The organism is Anabaena sp. UHCC 0399 (assembly GCF_034931465.1).
GTDB lineage: Bacteria > Cyanobacteriota > Cyanobacteriia > Cyanobacteriales > Nostocaceae > Trichormus > Trichormus minutissimus.
This window is the reverse complement of the sequence record NZ_JAYGGZ010000004.1, coordinates 48,122-70,147: the sequence shown is the minus strand read 5'-3', so window position 1 is coordinate 70,147 and position 22,026 is coordinate 48,122. Positions and strand designations below refer to the sequence as shown.

Below are 22,026 nucleotides of genomic sequence, written 5' to 3'. Positions count from 1 at the left end.
ATATGATCTCTCACATACCTATCAAAAGTATTTAAACTGAGACGAAAACCTCTGCTCTGCCAAAACTTAACATTTATTTACTTCAACAAGCGATGACCTGCGGCGGGCGAATACGTCGTTGAATTAATGTTTTGTAGTCAGCACTAAAGTGCTTGGAAGCATTACGACTAAAATCCTCAATACGAAATTGCTTACCCGCCAATCCAAATAGGGTGCATTTTTATTGGTCTGTAGTAAATCAGTACACAATTACTACTATAAAGCCAATTAATTGTTTGCCAATAATGTTGGGAAATGCTAGTAGTCCTAATTTTTATGAAGTATTGGTATCAAGAATCAATACTTTCATTGACGAACACGGCTTAAGATAGCTTTAATATTCAGATGAAATCAGCGTTTGTGCTTATATAAATGAGAGGTAGAGTGATTTTTGCATGATCTGTACTTTATTTAAGTACGATGATGAGCAACTGACACAGCCTAGGATAATAACAACCTGAAGATTCCAGTTGATTCACGACAAAAGAACTCAGAACGCCAATGGTTTTAGACATCCTGTAGCCTTCTGACTTCTATTTGCTTAGTGACTGTCTACCTTGTAGTTGATGCAGTAGATGTTACAGGGCAATTATGGTTATAGGACACTAAATCCTGTTGCCAAACTCGATTGAATGCAAGAGTGCATCACCTAATCAACAGCCTTTTGGTTGTAATTGTCCAGATTAGAGAAACTCAACTGTCAAATTTATGGAAGTGAACATGCAAGAACCGGAATTCGCCCAAACCCAACCCAAAGAGACAACAGTGCCAGATATCAACAATCAACCAGGAACTATTACTAAACTCCAGCCTCCTGTACAGTCTCAAGAGCAATGGGTAAAATACGGAGAACAAATTTCTGAATTTTTAGGAACACTGCCTGATTATGTAGGTAACTTTTTTAATCAATATAAGCAGCCCTTGGTGAGCGTAGGCTTAATTGTAGGATCATTGGTTGCAGTCAGGGTACTGTTGGCAGTATTAGATGCTTTGAATGACATTCCTTTGGTAGCACCAACTTTTGAGTTGATTGGAATTGGTTACTCTGCTTGGTTTGTTTACCGCTACTTACTAAAAGCTTCAACCAGACAAGAGTTAAACAGTGAAATTACAACTCTGAAGTCCCAAGTAGTTGGTCACGATGGGTCAGAAAGCTAATATTTGGCTAAATGATACATCGCCTACTGACAGCTACTACAGAATATAGATAGAAAACAAAAATGGTCAAGCAAAATGCTTGACCATTTTTGTTGTTTATAACTCGTATTCCCAATGCCCATTCATAATTTACAACACCCGCAAAATACTGGGAATGCTATCAACTGCTTCCAGACTCTGAATTTCTGCTAAGGCTTGGCGAAAATCTCCTTCCCTAACATCGTGGGTTACAACTACAATCTCCGCTAGTCCTCCCTGAAAGCCTGTTTGGACGATTGACTCTAAACTCACACCATGATCACCAAAGCAAGTACCCAGTTTACCAATGACACCCGATCGGTCTTTGGTGAGGAATCGAGCGTAAAATCGAGTTACAAGGTCTGCTATCGGGGCAATTTGGCAGTAATCCTCATGCCTACAAGTTAAGAGGGGATTCGGTGCGGCAGTATTGCTTTTTAGTGCTGCCACTAGACTCAAAATATCTGAGGTGACGGCACTAGCAGTAGCACCTGCACCCGCCCCAGGGCCAAAGAACATCACTTGACCGATGGGTTCTCCTTCTACGAGGATGGCGTTATAAACACCGTTAATACTTGCTAGAGGATGTGCCTTGGGGACTAACGTTGGATGAACCCTCACAGATAGCTGGGAGTTGTCGTTAACCTGATTTGTAGCGATCGCTAGTAATTTAATGACAAAGCCCAATTTTTCGGCATAGGCAATATCGGTTTGACTAACTTGCCGAATCCCCTCACAATACACATCTTTTAAATGAATCCGGCCATCAAAAGCCAATGATGCCAAAATCGCGATCTTATCCCCTGCGTCTAAGCCATCGACATCAGCCGTGGGGTCGGCTTCTGCATAACCCAAGCGTTGGGCATCAGCCAACACATCAGCAAAGTCAATGCCTTCGGTTTGCATCCGGGTGAGGATGTAGTTAGTTGTACCGTTAACAATGCCAGTCACAGTATGCAGGCGGTTGACACTTAAAGCCTGCTTTAAGGGTTGAATTACGGGGATACCACCACCCACAGCCGCCTCTAGCATGACGTATAAGCCCGCTTGATTGGCAGTTGTGAAAATTTCTGCCCCAAAGCGAGAAATAGCAGCCTTATTGGCGGTGACAACGTGTTTACCATTCTTGAGAGCTTGGAGAATTAGCGATCGCGCCGGCTCTAATCCCCCCATCACCTCGACTACAATATCTATTTCCGGGTCATTGACAATTGCTTCTAAATCTGTTGTGATGATTTTCGCAGATAAATTAACATCGCGAGGTTTATCTAGCGATCGCACTCCCACTCGATAAATTTCAATTTCTTGTAACAACGGGTGACGACCAGCCGCATCTTGTAGCAACTGCACAGTCCCCGTTCCTACCGTACCTAATCCTAAAATTCCCAGCTTTACACCCACAAAATTAACCCCAAACTCTATATTTAAGTGCTGAGTACGGAGTGCTGAGTGCTGAGTTGGCTCAGAACTTACCACTCTTGTCTCAACTATATCTAGTGTTGAGTGCTGTTAGCGGTAGCGCGGCGTTTAGCCGGTGTTGTTAGCGGTAGCGGGGCGTTAGCCCGTGCTGATTTGGCTCAGAACTTACCACTCTTATCTCAGCTATTTATTTATACAAAAAAATGTAGGGTGGACATTGCCCACCCTACAAACTCATTACTCAGAACTCATTACTCATTACTCAGAACTCTGTTTTTAGTATGTTTCAACGTGCCAACGGCCTGCTCTCTTGAGGTCTTTCTGATAGTCACTCCAGGTTACGCCTTCCTTAGCAGCAGCAACAGTTAAAGCAGCATCAATACCATCTTCCATACCGCGCAAACCGCAGATGTAAGTGTGGGTTTTTTCGTTTTTGATCAACTTCCACAGTTCATCAGCATTTTCTGCCACGCGGTCTTGGATGTACATTCTACCGCCTTGGGGATTTTGTTGTTCCCGGCTGATAGCGCAAGTTAAGCGGAAGTTTTCGGGATACTTCTGCTGCATTTCTTCCAATTCTTCTTTATATAGAATATTAGGAGTTGTGGGAACACCAAAAATCAACCAAGAGAATCCTTTAAATTGATATTCTGGGTTAGCAGCTCTTTCTGCATCCTTAAATTGCCGCCACAGGTAAGCACGCATGGGAGCAATACCTGTACCAGTCGCCATCATGATGACGTTGGCTTCTGGATCATCGGGTAACAACATTTCCTTACCCACTGGCCCTGTGATTTTGACATCATCTCCAGGCTGCAACTGAGTTAGGTATGTAGAGCAAACACCGTAAATTGTTTCACCGCTTTCTGGGTGCTTGTACTCCAGCTGACGGACGCATAGGGAGACTGTCTTATCATCTACATCATCACCATGACGAGTGGATGCAATGGAGTACAGTCTGAGCTTTTCTGGCTTACCGTTTTTGTCCACACCAGGGGGGATAATCCCAATACTTTGACCTTCGATGTATTTCAAATTACCACCGGAAATGTCAAATTTTAAGTGCTGAACAATCCCAATTCCGCCTTCTTTGACTAATGTTTCATTAGAGATACACTTACCAACAAATGGCGCATTGGGGCGGTAGGTGTTTACAGGAACATCAGCGTGGGCTTTTTTGGCTTTCGCTTGAGTCATGGTTTTGCCTTTGTTATCCTTATTCTTCTGCTGTTCTTCAGCTGGTTTTTGAGCAAAGCCTTTCGCTTCACTATTGGCTGTTACAGGTGTGGCATGACCATTTCCCTGAGTGCTAGGATTCACCTGATCGGCCACTTTCCCATTAAGTTGTTGTAGACCATTTGCAGGATGAATGCTAACAATCTTCCCTCCTAGGCGAGTGATACGCTGCATTTCTTGATTCATGCGGTTGTAAGGTACTCTGATGAACACACTGCCACTTTTACGAATTTGGTAGTTAGTTTTATCAGTTTCTTCGTTCTGTCGCAGACCCACCACTTCGTAAACGAAGACACGGCTACCTGATTCTGCGTTGGCAGCACCTTCAAAAGCACCTTGGTTGTACATTCTTTCTACCACTCCGATATTTACTTAACCGTTTATCAAAAAAAAACTTTTCCCATCACAAACTAGCTTTAGTTTATCGGATTTCGTGTTCCTAAAACTAACGTTATGAGAAAGTGGCACTATCAAATAATGCCTTGCATTAATACACTTACCAAGGACGTGGAGGCTTAGGAATAAACACACCTGTTCACCTTCTAAGTTAAAGGATAAGTCTCTTGGATAATGTTAATAATGAGTCAATTTAATCTTTTTTTTCGTGCTGTGAGTAGTAAAAGCAGATTCTGGAAAATATTTCTAGGGAGTTACTAGTACAACAGAGCGTAAACGAAGTCACCATCTGGAATAGACGAAAAGCTTATATGATCAAGATTCTTTATTTTGCCTTTTGTCTTTTACCTTTTGACTTCTTGCACTAGATTCTCTTGACAGTAAATCTTGTATGGGTTACATCATTCTGTTAAAATCAACTATACCACTAGGATTAAATACTTAGCCAGTTTTCAAAGCAAGATATTCAGACGAGTAACAACTACTAATTTGGTTGACAACCCGTTTGATGAATCTTATATGTCGCTGAGTAGCAAGAACGCAGGACAAACCAAACGGGTAAACTCCTGGCTTCACATCTGCTGTGAGAAAAAATTATTGATTGACACATTTAGTACATAGAGGAGATTTATGACAAGTAAGCCGGAACGCGTGGTACTAATCGGAGTAGCCGGAGACTCCGGATGCGGAAAATCTACGTTTTTGCGTCGTTTGATAGATTTGTTTGGTGAAGAGTTTATGACAGTTATCTGTTTAGATGACTATCATTGTTTGGATCGCAAACAACGTAAAGAAACTGGCATCACGGCACTTGACCCCAGGGCGAACAACTTTGACCTGATGTATGAGCAAATCAAGGCTCTCAAAGAAGGTCAAGAAATTAATAAGCCGATTTACAACCACGAAACCGGCCTGATAGATCCACCCGAAATTGTCAAGCCAAATCATATTGTAGTGGTTGAGGGTCTACATCCTCTATATGATGAACGGGTGCGATCGCTGCTTGATTTTAGCGTTTACTTCGACATCAGCGACGAAGTGAAAATTGCCTGGAAAATTCAGCGTGATATGGCAGAAAGAGGCCATCGCTATGAAGATGTCTTAGCCGCCATCAACTCCCGTAAACCCGATTTCCAAAAATATATCGAACCACAAAGAGAATTTGCGGATGTGGTTCTGCAAGTATTGCCCACCAACCTAATTAAAAACGATACCGAGCGTAAAGTATTGCGGGTACGGATGCTACAACGGGAAGGTAAAGAAGGCTTTGAGCCATGTTACCTCTTTGATGAAGGCTCAACCATCCAGTGGACTCCTTGCGGACGTAAACTAACCTGTTCTTACCCAGGTATGCAACTTTACTATGGTTCTGATGTTTACTATGGTCGTTATGTCTCAGTTCTGGAAGTAGACGGACAATTTGACAATCTAGAAGAAGTGATTTACATCGAGAGCCACCTAAGTAACACATCCACCAAATACGCAGGTGAAATGACTCACTTGTTATTACAACACCGTGAGTATCCAGGTTCTAACAACGGTACTGGCTTATTCCAAGTATTAACAGGGTTGAAAATGCGTGCTACTTACGAGCGTTTAACAACAAAAGAAGCCAAGCTAGCAGTTCAAGTTTAAAACAGCAGTGTTTGTGTCAAAACCTTAGGGAGTACATTCCGCGTACTCCCTTTTTTTATAGACTTCTGCAAAATACTATATATAAGAATAATTTACTGTGATATTTTCAGAGAAAATGTCATCTAAGGCACAAAAACCTATATTCAGTACAATATAGCTCCGATCAGCACGTTCCCAGAGGGAAAGCGTAGCGTGTCGCAGTAGAGAGGCTGCGCCAACACCAGAAAATCCACATTGTTAATTATTTGCTATTTTTACTTTTACGTTCTTCATGACTAGTTCCAGGAAACTAACTACTGAATGTGTCAATATTGTTATGATTTCAGTAATTAGTAACTGCACTAAATATGTATCTGATGTTTAGTCAGTGAAAATACTTTTACAGGAGGAATACTCTATTGTCTCGACGCTACTTATTTACCTCCGAGTCAGTTACCGAAGGGCATCCTGATAAAATCTGCGATCAGATTTCTGACACGATTTTAGATACCTTACTCGCACAAGACCCCTCTAGCCGAGTTGCGGCTGAGGTAGTTGTCAACACTGGCTTAGTGCTAATCACTGGTGAAATAACCACCAAAGCCAACGTCAATTATGTGAATATCGCCCGGAAGAAAATAGCGGAAATCGGCTACATTGATGCTGATAACGGCTTTTCTGCCAACAGTACCAGCGTGATTGTCGCTTTAGATGAACAATCTCCTGATATTGCCCAGGGTGTGAACACTGCTCAAGAAACTCGTCAGCAAGATAGTGAAGAACTATTTGACACTATTGGTGCTGGTGATCAAGGAATCATGTTTGGTTTTGCTTGCAACGAAACCCCAGAACTGATGCCCTTACCTGTGAGTTTAGCTCATCGGATTGCTCGCCGACTATCCGCAGTGCGTAAAACTGGGGATTTGCCCTATCTCCGTCCTGATGGTAAAACCCAAGTTACCGTCACTTATGAAGACGGTCGCCCGGTTGGTATTGATACCATTCTGATTTCTACACAGCACACAGCCACCATCGGTAACATAACTGATGAGGCAGCAGTCCAAGCGAAAATTAAACAAGACCTATGGACTGCGGTAGTTGAACCTGTGTTTGGTGACATGGAAATTAAACCCAGCCAAGAAACACGTTTTCTGGTTAACCCCACCGGAAAATTTGTCATTGGTGGCCCTCAAGGTGATTCTGGTTTGACGGGACGGAAAATTATTGTGGATACCTACGGTGGTTATTCACGGCATGGTGGTGGTGCTTTTTCAGGCAAAGACCCCACGAAGGTAGACCGTTCAGCCGCCTATGCAGCTCGCTATGTGGCGAAAAATATCGTCGCTGCTGGGTTGGCAGAAAAGTGTGAAGTGCAGTTGAGTTATGCCATTGGTGTAGCGCGACCAGTGAGCATTTTTCTAGATACCTTTGGTACTGGCACTGTCGATGATGAAACCTTGCTGGAACTAGTTAAACAGAACTTTGAACTACGACCGGCTGGCATCATTCATACCTTTAACTTACGTAACTTACCAAGTGAACGAGGCGGACGTTTTTATCAGGACATCGCGGCTTACGGTCACTTTGGGCGGAATGACTTAGACTTGCCTTGGGAACGTACCGATAAGGCAGAATTTTTGAAGCAAGCAGCTAGTCATGCCATATCAGCTGCGATCGCGCAGGCTTTAAAGTAGATCCCAATACTACTGAAAAAATGATTTAGTTATAAGCCCTCTGCTCAGGAACTTTCTGGGCAGAGGGTTTTCTTATAGAAATAGCAACCTAGTAATTTTTGGGAAAATAGAGTCAAGAGGTGATACTATTTGCTATGTGATAACTAGATTTATCTCTAAAAAAGTTTCTCTCTTGTTAGTTAGTCAAGCTAGTCTTGATTCTAGAGTAGAACTAGTTGAGTGAAAAAGTTCCCTGTTTGCGTTTTTGTCAGGATTCCTGTGCTGAATTGCTGGAAAGTTCTAGTAAAGTGAATTAGCCCTTTTGTACTTTTAAACATCTGCGACTATAGTGCTTGAAGATGTTGGTTGAGTTTAACAAAAGTGCTTTAGAGAACTAGCAAACATCAGTCGGGAGATCATGGAAATGCGTTAGATTAGAGTATCCCCATACTTTCAGACAAAATCTGATCTGCAAAAATAGAGGAGAATCAAAGGCACTTCTAGGAAAATGTTAGATTTGTCAACTACCGATTCATTAAGCACGATATCGCTGATACCAGCAAATGTTCGTGTAAAAATTCGTATCAAAACCACTTCAATGTCATGAAGTAATGCGAATTATCTAGAAGGTGATTTATTGCATTTGTTATAAGAGAAAATAATCTAAAGTATTGATCAATATTGGCAGTGGTTGTATAAGTAAGACTGATTTGGTGATTTTTGCGGTAGGGATAAGGAGATTTGAGGGATGCAAACTCAACAGCCAATCCCTGTGTACAGCAGTTTAGAAAGCGAAAAAGTGCCAGTAGAAGAGACATCCAACGATGAACTCCCGACTATAGAATTTCCCTCACGAGGGAAACTCAAAGCCAGTTCCTGGCGCATACATCAGAAAATTGGTTATGGATATTTTGTGGCGATTGGTATTGGTTTTTTCGGCTCACTCACGGGTTTGGTCATCGCCAACTACTACCGTGGGAGAGAAATCAGGCAATTTAATCAAGCCCAGGAGCAACGACAACTACTGAGTGAGTATAAAGATGCAGTTATAGGCGCACAACTGCATAGTTTTAAAATGGCAGCGTTTTTAGAAGATCCCCAACGGCTACCAGCAAAAAAACAAGATTTTTTGAAAAATCTAGAGAAAGCTAAGACTTTAGAGCAAAAAATCGACAAATTTATTGATAAAAAACCTGAAACATTAGCGGCGACAACCACTAACTTACAGGCTCTATTACAAGATTACGCTTTTTACTTAAAATCGTATGTTGACAAAATAGAAGCGGTTTTGAAGGAAAGTAATCAACAGCAGGTGAGTGTCACTAGAGACAAGCTGTTACAAATTATGCGTGGTCAAACAGCCATGCAACTAGACCAGCTATCAGAAAAATTAAGTAATATCCTTCAGACTGCGGAAGAGAAAGAACAAGACAGACAAAGAGATGTAGAACAAGCCAAGGGAGTAGAGAGATTAATTGTAATGGTGAGTATGCTGGTGTCAGTAGCGATCGCCGCCATCATAGCATGGCGTACCAGTCGAGCGATCGCAGAACCAGTGATCATTGTCACCCAAGTCGCTGAACAAGTAGCACGGAAACACAATTTTGATTTACGCGCACCCGTCACCACCGAAGACGAAATTGGTTTATTAGCAAAATCTTTAAATCATCTAATTGAACGGGTATCAGAACGCACAAAAGAACTAGAACAAGCCAAAGAACAAGCCGAAGCCGCCAGCAAAGCCAAAAGTAGATTTTTAGCTAATGTCAGTCACGAATTACGCACACCCCTAAATGCAGTGATTGGCTTGAGCCAACTGCTACAAGATGATGCAACGGATCTCAATGTATCGGGAGACTTCATCACTGACTTAGAAACTATCAACTCTGCTGGTAGACATCTACTAGAACTGATTAACGACATCCTTGACTTATCCAAAATTGAAGCCGAGAAAATGTCTCTTTACCCAGAGACCTTTGAGATTGCTACGCTAATTAATGACGTTGTCCTCACAGTCAAACCAGCGATAGAAAAAAATGGCAATGTGTTAGCAGTCTATTGTGATGAACACTTAGGCTTAATGTACGCTGATCAAACCAGAATGAGGCAGGTATTGTTAAACCTATTAAGTAACGCTGCTAAATTTACCACTAACGGCAAGATAACGCTAACAGTTAAGAATGACAGACAAGACATCTCACCAGAAGCTCCCCTGGGCATGATTACTTTCAATATTAGCGATACAGGTATTGGGATGTCTCCCACACAACAGCAACAATTATTTCAACCCTTTATCCAAGGTGATACCTCTACGACGAAAAAGTATGGCGGTACAGGACTGGGTTTAGCTATCAGTCGCCACTTTTGTCAGCTGATGGGCGGTGAAATTTTGGTGCAGAGTCAGATGGGAATTGGTTCTACTTTTATTGTTCACTTACCATTGACGGTGCAGGAGTAAACTGGGAATAGGGCATTGGGAGACAAGTTAGACAAGGGTACAAGGTATAGTAACTAATGACTAATGACGCTGGCGCGTAGCTTGCTTTGCTACGCAGGCGTAAGCCTACTCCAGAGGAGTACAATTTTAAATTTTGAATTCCCCGCAGGGGTTGACCATTGACTAAGTTATCAGCACTCCTCACACCATGACTACAAGCATCGACTTTCTCAGCCATCTTAACCCCAGCCAACGTCAAGCCGTGGAACATTACTGCGGCCCTTTACTCGTCGTGGCTGGCGCGGGTTCTGGTAAAACACGCGCCTTAACTTACCGAATTGCTAACTTAATTCTCAAACACCGTGTCGCGCCTGAAAATATCCTGGCGGTGACTTTCACTAACAAAGCCGCACGGGAGATGAAAGAACGGATTCAGAGGCTATTTGCTGAACAGTTGGCAATGGCAGAACATGGACAAAAGTTGGATTTACTGCCAGAATACGAACAAACTAAACTGCGATCGCGCGTTTATAAAACTACTATCAAAGATTTGTGGTGTGGGACTTTCCACAGTCTATTTTCGCGACTTCTCCGCTTTGATATTGAAAAATACCAAGATGAAAAAGGTAGAAAATGGGATAAAAATTTCTCTATCTTTGATGAATCTGATGTCATGAGTTTAATTAAAGAAATTGTCACCAAGCAATTAAATTTAGACGATAAAAAATTTGACCCCCGTTCTGTACGTTACGCCATTAGTAACGCTAAAAATCAAGGGTTGTCTCCACAAGAATTAGAGCAAGAACAACCGAATTATCGCGGGCGAGTTATAGCTAATGTCTATAATCTTTATCAAGATAGACTTTCTCAAAATAATGCCCTAGACTTTGATGATTTAATTCTGATTCCTACTAGATTATTTCAGCAAAATGAACAGGTTTTAGGCTATTGGCATCGCAAGTTTTGCCATGTTCTTGTAGATGAATATCAAGATACCAACCGCACTCAATATGATCTAATTCGCCTGTTAGCAACTAATGGCGAAGAGCAAAAGACTGAATGGAATTGGCAGAATCGCTCAGTTTTTGTTGTAGGTGATGCTGACCAGTCTATTTATAGTTTTAGAATGGCAGATTTCACCATTTTGTTAGAGTTTCAGAATAACTTTGGTGATGCTTTAGCTGATGAAGATACACGCACAATGGTGAAGTTAGAAGAAAACTATCGCTCTTGTGAAAACATTCTGCAAGCTGCCAATGAACTAATTGAAAATAACACCCAACGCATTGATAAAGTCCTCAAGCCTACGAGGGGTGCAGGTGAGCAAATTTATTGCCACAAAGCAGATGATGAACTAGCTGAAGCAGATTTTGTGATTAGACAAATTCGCACTTTAGAACATCAACATCCTGAATTGGATTGGGGCAGTTTTGCCATTCTTTATCGTACCAACGCCCAATCTCGCCCCTTTGAAGAACAGTTAGTCAGGAATCAAATTCCTTATACAGTTGTCGGCGGGATGAAATTTTATGACCGTAAAGAAATTAAAGATGTCTTAGCTTATTTAAGAGCGATCGCTAACCCAGCAGATACAGTTAGTTTATTAAGAGTTATTAATACACCCCGGCGTGGTATTGGTAAAGCCACTATGGATAATTTAATCAATGCTTCCCAGCAATTAAACACAACATTATGGGAAATATTGAGCGATGAGACTTCAGTCAATACTTTAGCTGGACGTTCTGCCAAAGCTGTCAATAACTTTGCTAAGATGATTAACCGTTGGCAAGGAGAAATAGCCACAGTTCCCGTTTCGGAGATGGTAACGGGAATTTTAGAAGATTCTGGTTACGTGCAAGACTTACAAAATCAAGGAACAGACGAAGCCGAAGATAGAATCCAAAACGTCCAAGAACTTTACAACGCTGTACTGCAATTTCAAGAAGAAAATGAAGATGTTTCTTTAACAGCCTTCTTGCAAAGTACCGCCCTCAGTTCTGATTTAGATAACTTAAAAGAAGGACAAACAGCCGTTTCCTTAATGACCTTACACGCTTCTAAAGGCTTAGAGTTTCCCGTTGTCTTCTTGGTAGGATTAGAACAGGGACTATTCCCCAATTACCGTTCCATGAACGACCCAGCGGCCTTAGAAGAAGAACGCCGTCTGTGTTACGTAGGGATTACCCGCGCCCAAGAGAGACTACACTTATCCTTCGCCCGTGAACGCCGCTTGTATGGTTCACGAGAACCCGCCATGCGATCGCAATTTCTTGACGAATTACCCCCAGAATTATTAGCAAATCCCGGACAAAAGCGGCAAACTTACACCAAAACTTCTGCAACCAATGGGAAGCAAGCTGCTAATCAGGATTGGCGAGTAGGTGAGCGAGTTTTACACAAAAGTTTTGGTCTTGGTGAAATAACTCACATTTTTGGCGAAGGGAATAAGGTATCTGTAGCAGTTAAATTCGCAAGTTTGGGACAAAAGATTATTGACCCTAGAGTAGCGCAGTTGCAAAAGATGGACTGATATTATATTCAATCGTAGTCAAAGTAGAGACGCAATAAATCGCGTCTCCACAGTTTCTAATAAGTTCGTTGTGTAGAATGCTGCACGGCTTCTACATTAATATTGAGTCGAATTTACACAGGAAATATTAGTTGATAATTAAATTACTAAAATTTGATATATTCATGTGTTCAATTTATTAAAAAATCGAATGTACGATTATTAATAATAGATGATTGCTGATTGCTATAGCCTATCTTTAAAAAATCATAAATATCTCTAAAACAAGATAATCGCTATTATTTTCCGGGATTGGCATAACTGAAATTGAAATAAACTATAGAACGAAGAATTAATCTGTCTGCCTCAACAAATCTGCGTAAATCCTGACTTTAGCTAGATTGCAATTCAAAACACTCTACAGTCCCCAAACATCAAGTTTCATGTTTTGAATCTTGTATTTTCAGTGATCCGAAGTTTAGGAATTGATGACTTTAGCAATATGCAAAACTGGATTCGCAGTACCGGAAGACATTGCTTAGGAAAATTCTCTCCTGGTGCAGTAATAATAATGGCGGCTTTGCTGTCTTGGTTGCCGCCAACGGCAGCTGATACCAATCCACCCAAGACCGTAGCTGCATCAGTTAATGACAGCAGTATTAGTACATCGGATATTCAACAGATATCTCAATCTCGGCGGATTGTGATTGACTTATCGGCACAACGTTTATTTGCTTGGGAAGGGAATAAACTGGTGTATTCCTTTCGTGTGTCTACAGGAAAACGTTCCACTCCTACACCTACAGGCAAATTTACGATTAATTCCAAATATCGTATTAACAGGATGCGAGGCCGTGGCTACGATATTCCAGATGTTCCTTATGCTATGTATTTTCACAAAGGCTATGCTATTCACGGAGCTTATTGGCATAACCGCTTTGGCACTCCCGTTAGTCGTGGTTGTGTGAATTTACCAGTTAAACAAGCCCGCAAGCTTTACGATTGGGCTGCTAATGGGACTGTGGTAGTAGTGCGGAAATAGTTGTTTTGGTAATGGGTAATTGTTTGATTACCCATTACCATGATGGGCTATGCCCCACCTTTCCTGCGGAACACTTCGCGAATGGCGATTCGCAATTACTGCACTATCCAATCTACTACCTGTGCTTCAGTAATATCTGGTACTTCTAAACGATTCTTCATTTTATAGAGTACCTTTTCTGGTAACTTGGCAGAGCGATCGCGATTTCTTTTGAGTAGTTCCTCCCAAGGTGCTTCTAAGTAAACAATGCGAATCTTGGCTTGATAATTGGCAAACTGACGTATAAGTGAACCTCTCAATTGGCGACTGATGTTGGTGGCGTTCCACACAAAAGATTTTCCAGTTCGCATATAGTCTTTAGCTAGGGCTTTGGCTGCATTCACCACTGCTCCTTGGTCTTCGTCAGGTGCAATCTTCATGGTGTTTCTGAGTTCATCTAGAGAAATTACTGCCCAGTCAGGTATATTTTCCTGAATCCAGGTGTCTTTCCCTGCACCCGGTAATCCTGACATCATCACTACTTCAAACCGTGTATCATCATAGGCTGCATAGTCTGCGTTGCCATTTTCTTTTTGAAAATAAATAAACCGACTGTGATTTGAGCGAAAGGTGCGAGGCTGGTGAAAGCATTGATTTTCTTGAGCATATTCCCGGAAAAATGCAATCCGTTCTAATAACTGGGGTTGATCGTCGCAATATCGCCCCCAGACATCGGCTTCGGCTAGCAAACTCAGCATATCGCAACGGATAATCTGACTAGTTTTGATCACTGCTTTTTCGGGGTTAGGTTTGTCCCAAAACCACAGAGGTAAGCTACCGTATTTCACCAAAGCCACAACCGCCTCCCGTTCGCGGAATGGGACTTGCAAATCCCAGAGAATTTGCTGCGCCATCTTTGCACCTTGGAGGACGTGACCTTTAGAGGAGATAGCACCATCAGTTTCGATAAGGGTAGAGGCTGGTTTAGCGACATCATGCAGCAACGCCGCCACAAATAAAACTGAGCGTTCTGTAACTGGTAAGGCTCGCCATTTTGGTAATGCTACTAATGCCTCACATACTAATTTCGTATGGACGAGGACATTACCCTCTGCATGGTAACGTGGGTCTTGGGGACAATCAGCAAGCGATCGCAACCAATCAAATTCTGTTTCTAATGTGCGCCAATCTATTGTCCAGTTGTTTGCATCTGGGCAATGAGGAAAAGTCCAACTCATATTGCCATCCTCAATTAATAGTAATATTTGTTCGTAGTAAGGACTTTAGTCCTGATAGTTTTGAGGACTTTAGTCCTTAAAACAAACAAGTCAAAATAACTCGACACTAGAACGCAGCCGATTAGGGATAATCAGGCGGTTCAGCCAATGACCATCAGACTGTTGAATAGTAGTTAAAAAGCTGGAACGCACATATTTATAACGTCCTGTCACCGTATCCCCTGGTTCGACTTTGATGTATAAACCTTCCATCAAAGCACTTTGGTCAGTTTGCTTCAGGGAACGTTCTACATCTAATCCCTGTTCTTGACAAACTTGACAAAAATTTTCTAAATATCCAGAGGTTTGATAATGAGACTCACTCAATAACCCCAAGAGTTGTTTGTAAGATTGCAGTTTGCCAGTAAATAAAACCGGTACAGAAACCAGTGGTAGTCCTGCTAGTAGCTGCTGGCGATATTTGGTGCTAAGAAATACTTCGTTGTCTAAATCCAGCACATCGTACTCTAAAAAGTAGTGGGGTAAAGCATCGTAAAACACTGTGTGCTTGGCATATAGCCATTCACCAAAGAGAATAAAACGACTACCCAAAACTTCCCAAAATGCGCCTGCGTAGGTATGCGCCCACTGCTTAAACAGATTGAAATGCTTTTCTCTCGCACCACCTGTTAAATAGTGTCCCCGGCTTTGCAGTCGGAGTTGTCCATCCACAGTAAAACTGATAGCCGCGTTTGCACCATCAACTTTTTCTTCAACTACTACATACTGTTCCTTGATAGTTGCAAAAGGGATACTATCGAGGTCTTCATCCCCAGGCTGCGATCGCGAACCCTGAATGTGAGGGGTACGCGGATATTTATAGATTTGTTCCATGACTTTTACACCTTGGTAAGAGCAATCAAAATCATTACGTAGCGGAATCACACGAATGAGCAGGCATTTTTAACAGTTGCTACCATTCGCGATGAATCCGAATTTGATTGAGCCAAGGGATTACATAGCCGTGACCTGAATTTGTGTAGTGTTTACATAATACATTTACTTCACAAGCTGAAGCCACATTTCCAGAATTTGGGAAGATATAGCAATTTTATTCAAGTAAGAATTTTTATAGGCGATCGCAATCAGGCAGACTAAATATATTTATAATCACTTTTGTAGAGACATTGCACTGCAACATCTCTACTGGTTCACAAAAGCACAATACAATTAATCGCGGGCATCATCAATTAAGCAAGATTTAAACTTTTCAACCTTGGCATTTGGGCTATTGGCAAGCAAGTTAGTAACCGGAGTTTCTAGGGTAATATCGCCTGCAAGGTTAACCCAAAATTCATTCAACAATAAATTATTGCATTTTACTTCTACCTTGTCCCCAGTTGCAGAACCAAAAGACGATAAGGCTTGATCAATCTCCTTGATAGCAAGTTGGCGACCAATCTTACTAGCAACTAATTTTTGCACTGGAGATTTATTAAAGGCTTCCAGAAGGACAATTGACTCAGTGTAATATTCTTCTGGCGTACCTTGGTAGCAAGTACCATGCTTAATCCATTCATGTCGATGCAGATTGGATAAAGTTCCAGGCATAACTACCTGTAGTTTTTGCCAAGTCTCAGGAGATAAATCTTCCTCTATAGCCGGTAGTTTTGACCAGTCTCTCTTATTTCCATCATCAAAAGCCCTATCACTCTGACTGACACCGCAGTAAATATTAGATTTGGGTTGAGGCCAGAGACCATGCAAAGCGAAATTAGTAGCTTCAGGACGGTCTGGGTTTTGAGCTAGGATTTTACACTCTGTTTTGTCTGGTTTGCCTTCACAGAATGCGGGTTGCCAACTGATGGCTAGTAAGTAGTCTTTGTCAATAGGAATTGGAATTACAGGAGGGTTACTCACAGCTGTGTCAGGAGGTGAACTAGCGATTTTCTGACAGCTCGTAGCAACCCAACGCTGAGGAGGGTTAGCCCCAGCAATTTCTAAAAGGTAGTGAGAGGGGATATCTTTATTTTTCCCAACTACCTGATAAGTCTCTCCCTGCTTTAATTTCACGTTGCCGGGGTTAGTTCCTTTTTTAATTGAGACTAGGGCTTCGCAAGCATCTGTAGCGGTGAATTGACCTTCAAAGGGTACAAAAGCTAAAGCAGCGTTAGGAAATAGTATGAAAGAGAACACTAATATCATTGCTAACATAAGTGTTTTTCTGAGCGATCGCAGCATAGGATACTCCATAAAATTAGGCAGAAATGCCTCGTCAACTACGATAATGAGATGCTTTTAGCTAGGATTTGGCTTGATTGATTATAGATCGATAAACCCGAAGTATCCTAGCAGTAATACTTAAATGAATATAAAAAACGTAACTTACGCTTACCTAAATGATTTACCGGAAACTTCTTAATAAAGTTAATTTTTAACAAATTCTCAGCTTAATTTAATTTTGTAGGTAGCAGAAAGCTTTAAATTGTCTTTAGATAGCAATGTCAGGAGATTTGAGCTATGAAATGGAAAAAATTAGTAATTTTGGCAATTATTACGACTGTAGCTATGGGCTGTACAAGAGAAGTAAGTTCTAATCAGGTAGATACTCAAACTTCCACTACTGCAACTCGTCCAAGTGCTAAGGCTGGCAATTTCCAAGCTGGGGAACACCCAACTCAGGGTAAATTAACCGTAGTGACGGAACAAGGTAAACAATATTTAGAATTTGATCAGGATTTTAAAACAGATAAAGGCCCTGACTTATTTGTAATTCTTCATACTTCCGATGCACCACCAGTATCTGGCATTAAAGAAAAAGATTATGTAACTCTTGCCCCTTTACAAAAAATCAGTGGCAATCAACGCTATGCTTTACCTAATAATATCAAGTTAGCAAATTATAAATCTGTAGCTATCTGGTGCCGGAAATTCAATGCTACTTTTGGCTATGCCACTTTATAGACCTCTTGCATAAACCTTAAGCTGTCATGTTGAGCAAAGCTAAACATCTCAAAGGTTATACATTTCATTCGGAATGACACATCTCATTTTCGGATTTTTGCAAGAGGTCTTATGAAGTCAAAAGTAAAAAGAGAGAGTCAGTAGATTAGTAAAAATTCTCTTTTTACTTTAGTTTGATAAACCTAAAAATTAATATTAATTTTTATATGGAATTAGTAGATTTTTTGGCGATTGTACATCCTGCGATTGCAGTTATTTTTGTCTTCCCTCTCATCGGCATTGTCAGCCATTTTGCTTGGCAGACACGCCAACGCCGTCTCCAAATTGTAGACGGCGGTAAAAGTAAAATTCCTCCGATAGTGGGAGGAGAACATAAGCGCATAGGTGAATGGCTAACTAGTGCCGTTGTAGGTTTATCTTTAATAGGTTTAGCCTATCCAATTGGTAAAAATATCATTAAAAATCAACTTTGGAATCAAAATTTATTCCAAGTTATATTTATTCTGCTAATGTTTGTTTTGACTATAGTTTGTTTAGTTTTACTTTTTCAAGCAAAACAGCGATTATGGCGCGGTGTCTTTGCCACGTTGACAGGTGCAGGTTTAGTGATTCTTGGCTGTCAGGATGGCGTATTTCGTCGCACAAATGAATGGTATTGGTCACACTACTATATAGGGATTACCGCAGCCCTACTGATGATTTTTTCGATAGCAATTGTGCAAGATATTTATCAAGATCGGTCTAATCGCTGGCGGATAATTCATACTTTTATAAATTGCATTGCCCTATTACTATTTATCGGTCAAGGTTTTACAGGTTCACGAGATTTATTAGAAATCCCCCTAAGCTGGCAAGAATCGCACGTTTATCAGTGTAATTATTCCCAAAGAACTTGTCCAACCCCAAATCTTGAAACTCCAAAGTGACACAAATACGAAAAATTTATCAAAAAATAGATCCTTTTTCATTACGTTTACGTTTGACAGTTGGTATTGCTATAGTTTCCGCTTTGGGTTTAGGAAATCTGGCTCTCTGGACAAGCTGGAAAATGCGGCAAGTGTTAATCAATAACCACAAACGAAATATTGAAGCAATTGCCCAAAGGCTACCCCGCGATGTGCAGATTTATAGTGAAATGATGCCATCAACGACAGCATTACAAAAAGCAATTGATAACTTGACAGCGACAAATACATTTTTGTGGGTTAAAAGTCCTGAAAATCAGATTTTAGCAAAATCTAATAATTGGAATCAGTTGTCGAATCCAACAGCAACTGAGTTAATGTCTCTCGGTGAAATGACGATAAGACCACGAATAGATAAAGTTGGTCAACGCTACTTTGTGTTATGTGGTGGTGCAATACCAGTACGGGGAAAAGTCCTAGGTAAATTATTTGTGATCCAGGATGTCACCCGTGAACAGATGATATTTTTAGTCATGGTGGAGAGTTTAGGCGTTGGTAGTGTATTAACAATTATCGTGATGTCTGTGGCGATCGCATTTTACATCAAGCGTTCTCTGCAACCACTCATGCAACTCAGCCAAATGACCTCTGTAATTTCCATCGCAGATTTAGGACAAGCCAAATTGTATCTAGATAAAGCACCTAGCGAAGTCAAAGAATTAGCACAAACCTTCAATATGATGTTAGCTCGCCTCTCCCAGTCTTGGGAACAAGAGCGTCAATTTGTTAGTAATGTTTCCCATGAATTACGTACACCACTGACAATAGTACACGGTTACTTGCAAAGTGTTTTACGCCGACAGACTAATCTCACCGATATGCAGCGAGAAGCCTTAGAAACTGCTGCATCAGAAGCCGAAAGAACAATTCGGCTTTTGCAAGATTTACTAGATTTAGCTAGAGCCGATAGTGGTTACTTGCAGCTTTGCCTGGAAGAATGCGCATTGAATGACTTAATTATAGAAGTTGCAGGCATGGCGGAAAAATATAGCGATCGCCAAATTACAATCGAATATACCATCAATCCCATTGTAGTGAAAGCAGACTACAATCGCCTCAAGCAAGTATTACTAAATTTAGTTGACAATGCTGTTAAATATTCCGATTCTGATACGCCAATAACTTTGAAATTGCATCAGCAAGAACAAGCAGTAATTATACAAGTTTGTGATCAAGGTTATGGGATACCTTTACAACACCAATTACGGATTTTTGAACGATTTTACCGTGTAGATGAAGCCCGTACTAGCTCTATAGGCGGTTGTGGTTTAGGATTATCAATTGTGAAAACCCTTGTTGAAGGTATGGGTGGTAGTGTTACAGTCCGTAGCCGTTTAGAAGAAGGTAGTATATTTACTATTACCTTACCCATTAGTGAATGCTGTTAGCGGTAGCGCGGCATTTAGCCGATTGTGATTTGTGTTAGCTGGGCTTAAGCCTCTGCTGTGTCCTGAGTATGATAAATAATGAGTAGAAATGTAGAGGTAAACTAAACATATCTACTCATTTTCTCTTGAGTTATCTTAACCACCAAAAAAGCCAATTAAAGGTTTTTAGGCTTTAGACTTCTGCAAAATTATCGTGATTCAGTACCTTGATTGGGGCTACCAGCTACGTCATCTTCTCCTGGAGCTTCAGGTGTAGCAGATTCTCTAGCATCAGATTGAGAAGCATCACCAGTTTTGCGGATATCTTCTTGTAGTGGTGTTTGGTAGCCACCAGAAGAGGTGGGAGTGGTTTCTTGATTTTTAGATTTTTGTTTCCGCTCTTCAGACATAACTATACTCCTTCATTTAGTTCAGACTTCATTTTAAAAAATACGTATGGTAAATGTATCTATCTAAAATCTAGTTATGGCTAATTTATGACTCTATCAGAAGTATTGTTTAATCTTATTTATGTATACTTGCAAAAACGCCCCAAATAACATTTTTATCAATAAAAACGAGTTCCACTATCTATATTCAATTAATTATGAAGCAGAGTAACTTATCATTACCACCTGGATGTACAATGCGTAGAGCGACATCTAGGGATATGCGATCGCTAAGATGGTTAGTTTTTTCAGCTATACTTGACCCCACCCAATTACGTTGGCAGCAGTTTTGGGTAATTGAATCTCAAGGAGATATCATAGCCTGCGGACAACTACGTAACTTTGCACAAGCCCAAGAACTCGGTAGTTTAGTCGTTACACCAGCTTGGAGAGGTCACGGTTTAGCAACTCTGCTCACACGACATCTCATCACTCAAGCCACGCAACCGTTATATCTTGAATGTCTAGGTGAAAGGCTCGCAAAATTTTACAGTCGCTTTGGTTTTGTGCAAATCAACTTTGAAAACTTACCAAAGGCACTCCAGCGTAAGTTTAATTTATCCCAATTAGCCAAAAAACTCATCAAAGTTCCTGTAGTGTTTATGCACTATCAAGATCAGTGCTGAGTAAAAAGTATAATTCAACACTCAATACATTGCCCACGCACCGCTCCGCTAACAGCACTGAAAACTCAAAACCGGCTAAACGCCGCGCTACCGCTAACAGCACGGGCTAAACGCCGCGCTACCGCTAACAGCACTCAAAACTATTCACGGTTTAGCAAAGACTGTCAGCAATACAGGCCCTAATAAATAGTAATGATGCAAACACGACAAACCAGCAGCAGCACCAAGAATTTCCCGTTGCTGGGGACTGTAGAATTTAATTCCCTGATGGGAAATTGACAATGTTTGTGGTTCTTTCTCTTTCTTCGTAGTGATATCAACCAAATAAAAGCGTCCACCAGGAGACAGCACCCGTGCTAATTCCTGCAAAACCAGTTTTGGTTCTTGATAGTGCAAGAAACTAATACTGTTGAATACAGCATCAAATTGACCATCACCAAAAGGTAGAGCTTCAGCTTTACCTTCAATAAAAATTAACCGGGGATGGTGGCGGTTGCTCAGTCGTGCAACTTGCAACATCTTAGACGATAAATCTAAACCAGTACCTTGCAAGTAGGGAAACTCATTAGCTAGCCGTTCCAGCAGGCGGCCAGTACCACAACCTAAATCAAGTATATTTGCGCACTCTGGTAAATCGACATATTCTAGCAGTCGTTTGTGGACAGCCTGGTAAAACACAGAAGGTAAGAGCCAGTCATAACTATAAGCCCATCGATCAAAAATAAACTTTTTGTTCTTGAGAAAGTCGTTAGTCATTAGTTTTCGCAGCTGCTTTCAGCTAAATGCTTCCAGCGATGAGTTTTGAGCTGCGCCTCCCAAAAATTAAATCACAACAAGAGCCAGACTTATCTACACTAACGTTTAGCAAAACATATATGTGACGGTGCTTAGGCAATCTTCTGTAATCGCAACACCTGC

Annotated in this window: 17 protein-coding genes; 10 read left to right on the top strand and 7 right to left on the bottom strand. The window is 41.1% G+C overall.

The genetic code is table 11. The features are described 5' to 3' along the window. Positions 1-759 precede the first annotated feature (759 nt). Entirely contained in the window at positions 760-1,197 is a 438-nt protein-coding gene (locus tag VB693_RS03230; RefSeq protein WP_190704653.1) for a CAAD domain-containing protein, read from the top strand. Between the two features lie 129 nt (positions 1,198-1,326). Here the strand turns inward: VB693_RS03230 and VB693_RS03225 are convergent, their stop codons facing one another. Both VB693_RS03225 and petH read right to left on the bottom strand, forming a co-directional pair. Further along, a complete protein-coding gene (locus VB693_RS03225; protein WP_323265119.1) occupies positions 1,327-2,616 on the bottom strand; it encodes a homoserine dehydrogenase in 1,290 nt (429 codons plus the stop codon). Positions 2,617-2,910: 294 nt separating this feature from the next. After that, positions 2,911-4,218 (bottom strand): ferredoxin--NADP reductase, encoded by a 1,308-nt coding sequence (gene petH, locus VB693_RS03220; protein ID WP_323265026.1) that lies wholly within the window; start codon positions 4,216-4,218, stop codon positions 2,911-2,913. Between the two features lie 678 nt (positions 4,219-4,896). On the opposite strand from petH, the gene VB693_RS03215 reads away from it, so the two are divergent. The 5 genes from VB693_RS03215 (at position 4,897) to VB693_RS03195 (ending at position 13,541) form a co-directional block, all read left to right on the top strand. After that, entirely contained in the window at positions 4,897-5,901 is a 1,005-nt protein-coding gene (locus tag VB693_RS03215) for a phosphoribulokinase (RefSeq protein WP_323265025.1), read from the top strand. A gap of 398 nt (positions 5,902-6,299) precedes the next feature. Continuing rightward, entirely contained in the window at positions 6,300-7,574 is a 1,275-nt protein-coding gene (gene metK, locus VB693_RS03210) for a methionine adenosyltransferase (RefSeq protein ID WP_323265024.1), read from the top strand. Between the two features lie 727 nt (positions 7,575-8,301). Continuing rightward, positions 8,302-10,011, top strand: a complete 1,710-nt coding sequence (locus VB693_RS03205) for a sensor histidine kinase (RefSeq protein ID WP_323265023.1) — start codon at positions 8,302-8,304, stop codon at positions 10,009-10,011. 187 nt (positions 10,012-10,198) lie between these two features. Continuing rightward, entirely contained in the window at positions 10,199-12,520 is a 2,322-nt protein-coding gene (gene pcrA, locus VB693_RS03200) for a DNA helicase PcrA (protein WP_323265022.1), read from the top strand. Between the two features lie 481 nt (positions 12,521-13,001). Then, positions 13,002-13,541 (top strand): L,D-transpeptidase, encoded by a 540-nt coding sequence (locus VB693_RS03195; protein WP_190704400.1) that lies wholly within the window; start codon positions 13,002-13,004, stop codon positions 13,539-13,541. A gap of 95 nt (positions 13,542-13,636) precedes the next feature. Here VB693_RS03195 and VB693_RS03190 read toward each other — a convergent pair whose 3' ends face one another. From VB693_RS03190 to VB693_RS03180, 3 genes are all read right to left on the bottom strand, one after another. Next, positions 13,637-14,758, bottom strand: coding sequence for an AAA family ATPase (locus tag VB693_RS03190; RefSeq protein ID WP_323265021.1), 1,122 nt, complete (start codon positions 14,756-14,758; stop codon positions 13,637-13,639). A 90-nt stretch (positions 14,759-14,848) separates the two neighbouring features. After that, entirely contained in the window at positions 14,849-15,631 is a 783-nt protein-coding gene (locus tag VB693_RS03185) for an RNA ligase family protein (protein WP_323265020.1), read from the bottom strand. A 336-nt stretch (positions 15,632-15,967) separates the two neighbouring features. Beyond that, entirely contained in the window at positions 15,968-16,933 is a 966-nt protein-coding gene (locus VB693_RS03180) for a ribonuclease T2 family protein (protein ID WP_323265019.1), read from the bottom strand. A 324-nt stretch (positions 16,934-17,257) separates the two neighbouring features. On the opposite strand from VB693_RS03180, the gene VB693_RS03175 reads away from it, so the two are divergent. The 3 genes from VB693_RS03175 to VB693_RS03165 all read left to right on the top strand — a co-directional run bounded on the left by VB693_RS03175 (position 17,258) and on the right by VB693_RS03165 (position 20,054). Further along, positions 17,258-17,701: a DM13 domain-containing protein gene (locus VB693_RS03175; protein WP_323265018.1), complete on the top strand. Its 444-nt coding sequence runs from the start codon at positions 17,258-17,260 to the stop codon at positions 17,699-17,701. Positions 17,702-17,907: 206 nt separating this feature from the next. Continuing rightward, positions 17,908-18,627, top strand: a complete 720-nt coding sequence (locus tag VB693_RS03170; RefSeq protein WP_323265017.1) for a DUF4079 domain-containing protein — start codon at positions 17,908-17,910, stop codon at positions 18,625-18,627. After that, positions 18,624-20,054 (top strand): HAMP domain-containing sensor histidine kinase, encoded by a 1,431-nt coding sequence (locus VB693_RS03165; protein ID WP_323265016.1) that lies wholly within the window; start codon positions 18,624-18,626, stop codon positions 20,052-20,054. Before VB693_RS03170 ends, VB693_RS03165 begins: the two co-directional genes overlap by 4 nt. Before the next feature lie 188 nt (positions 20,055-20,242). On the opposite strand, the gene VB693_RS03160 is transcribed toward VB693_RS03165, so the two are convergent. Continuing rightward, on the bottom strand, positions 20,243-20,443 hold the full coding sequence (locus VB693_RS03160) for a hypothetical protein (protein WP_190704420.1): 201 nt from the start codon (positions 20,441-20,443) through the stop codon (positions 20,243-20,245). Between the two features lie 197 nt (positions 20,444-20,640). Between VB693_RS03160 and VB693_RS03155 the strand changes: the two genes are divergently transcribed. After that, complete coding sequence (locus VB693_RS03155) at positions 20,641-21,108, top strand: GNAT family N-acetyltransferase (RefSeq protein WP_323265015.1); 468 nt, start codon at positions 20,641-20,643, stop codon at positions 21,106-21,108. Positions 21,109-21,252: 144 nt separating this feature from the next. Here VB693_RS03155 and VB693_RS03150 read toward each other — a convergent pair whose 3' ends face one another. After that, complete coding sequence (locus VB693_RS03150; protein WP_323265014.1) at positions 21,253-21,864, bottom strand: class I SAM-dependent methyltransferase; 612 nt, start codon at positions 21,862-21,864, stop codon at positions 21,253-21,255. Positions 21,865-22,026 lie beyond the last annotated feature (162 nt).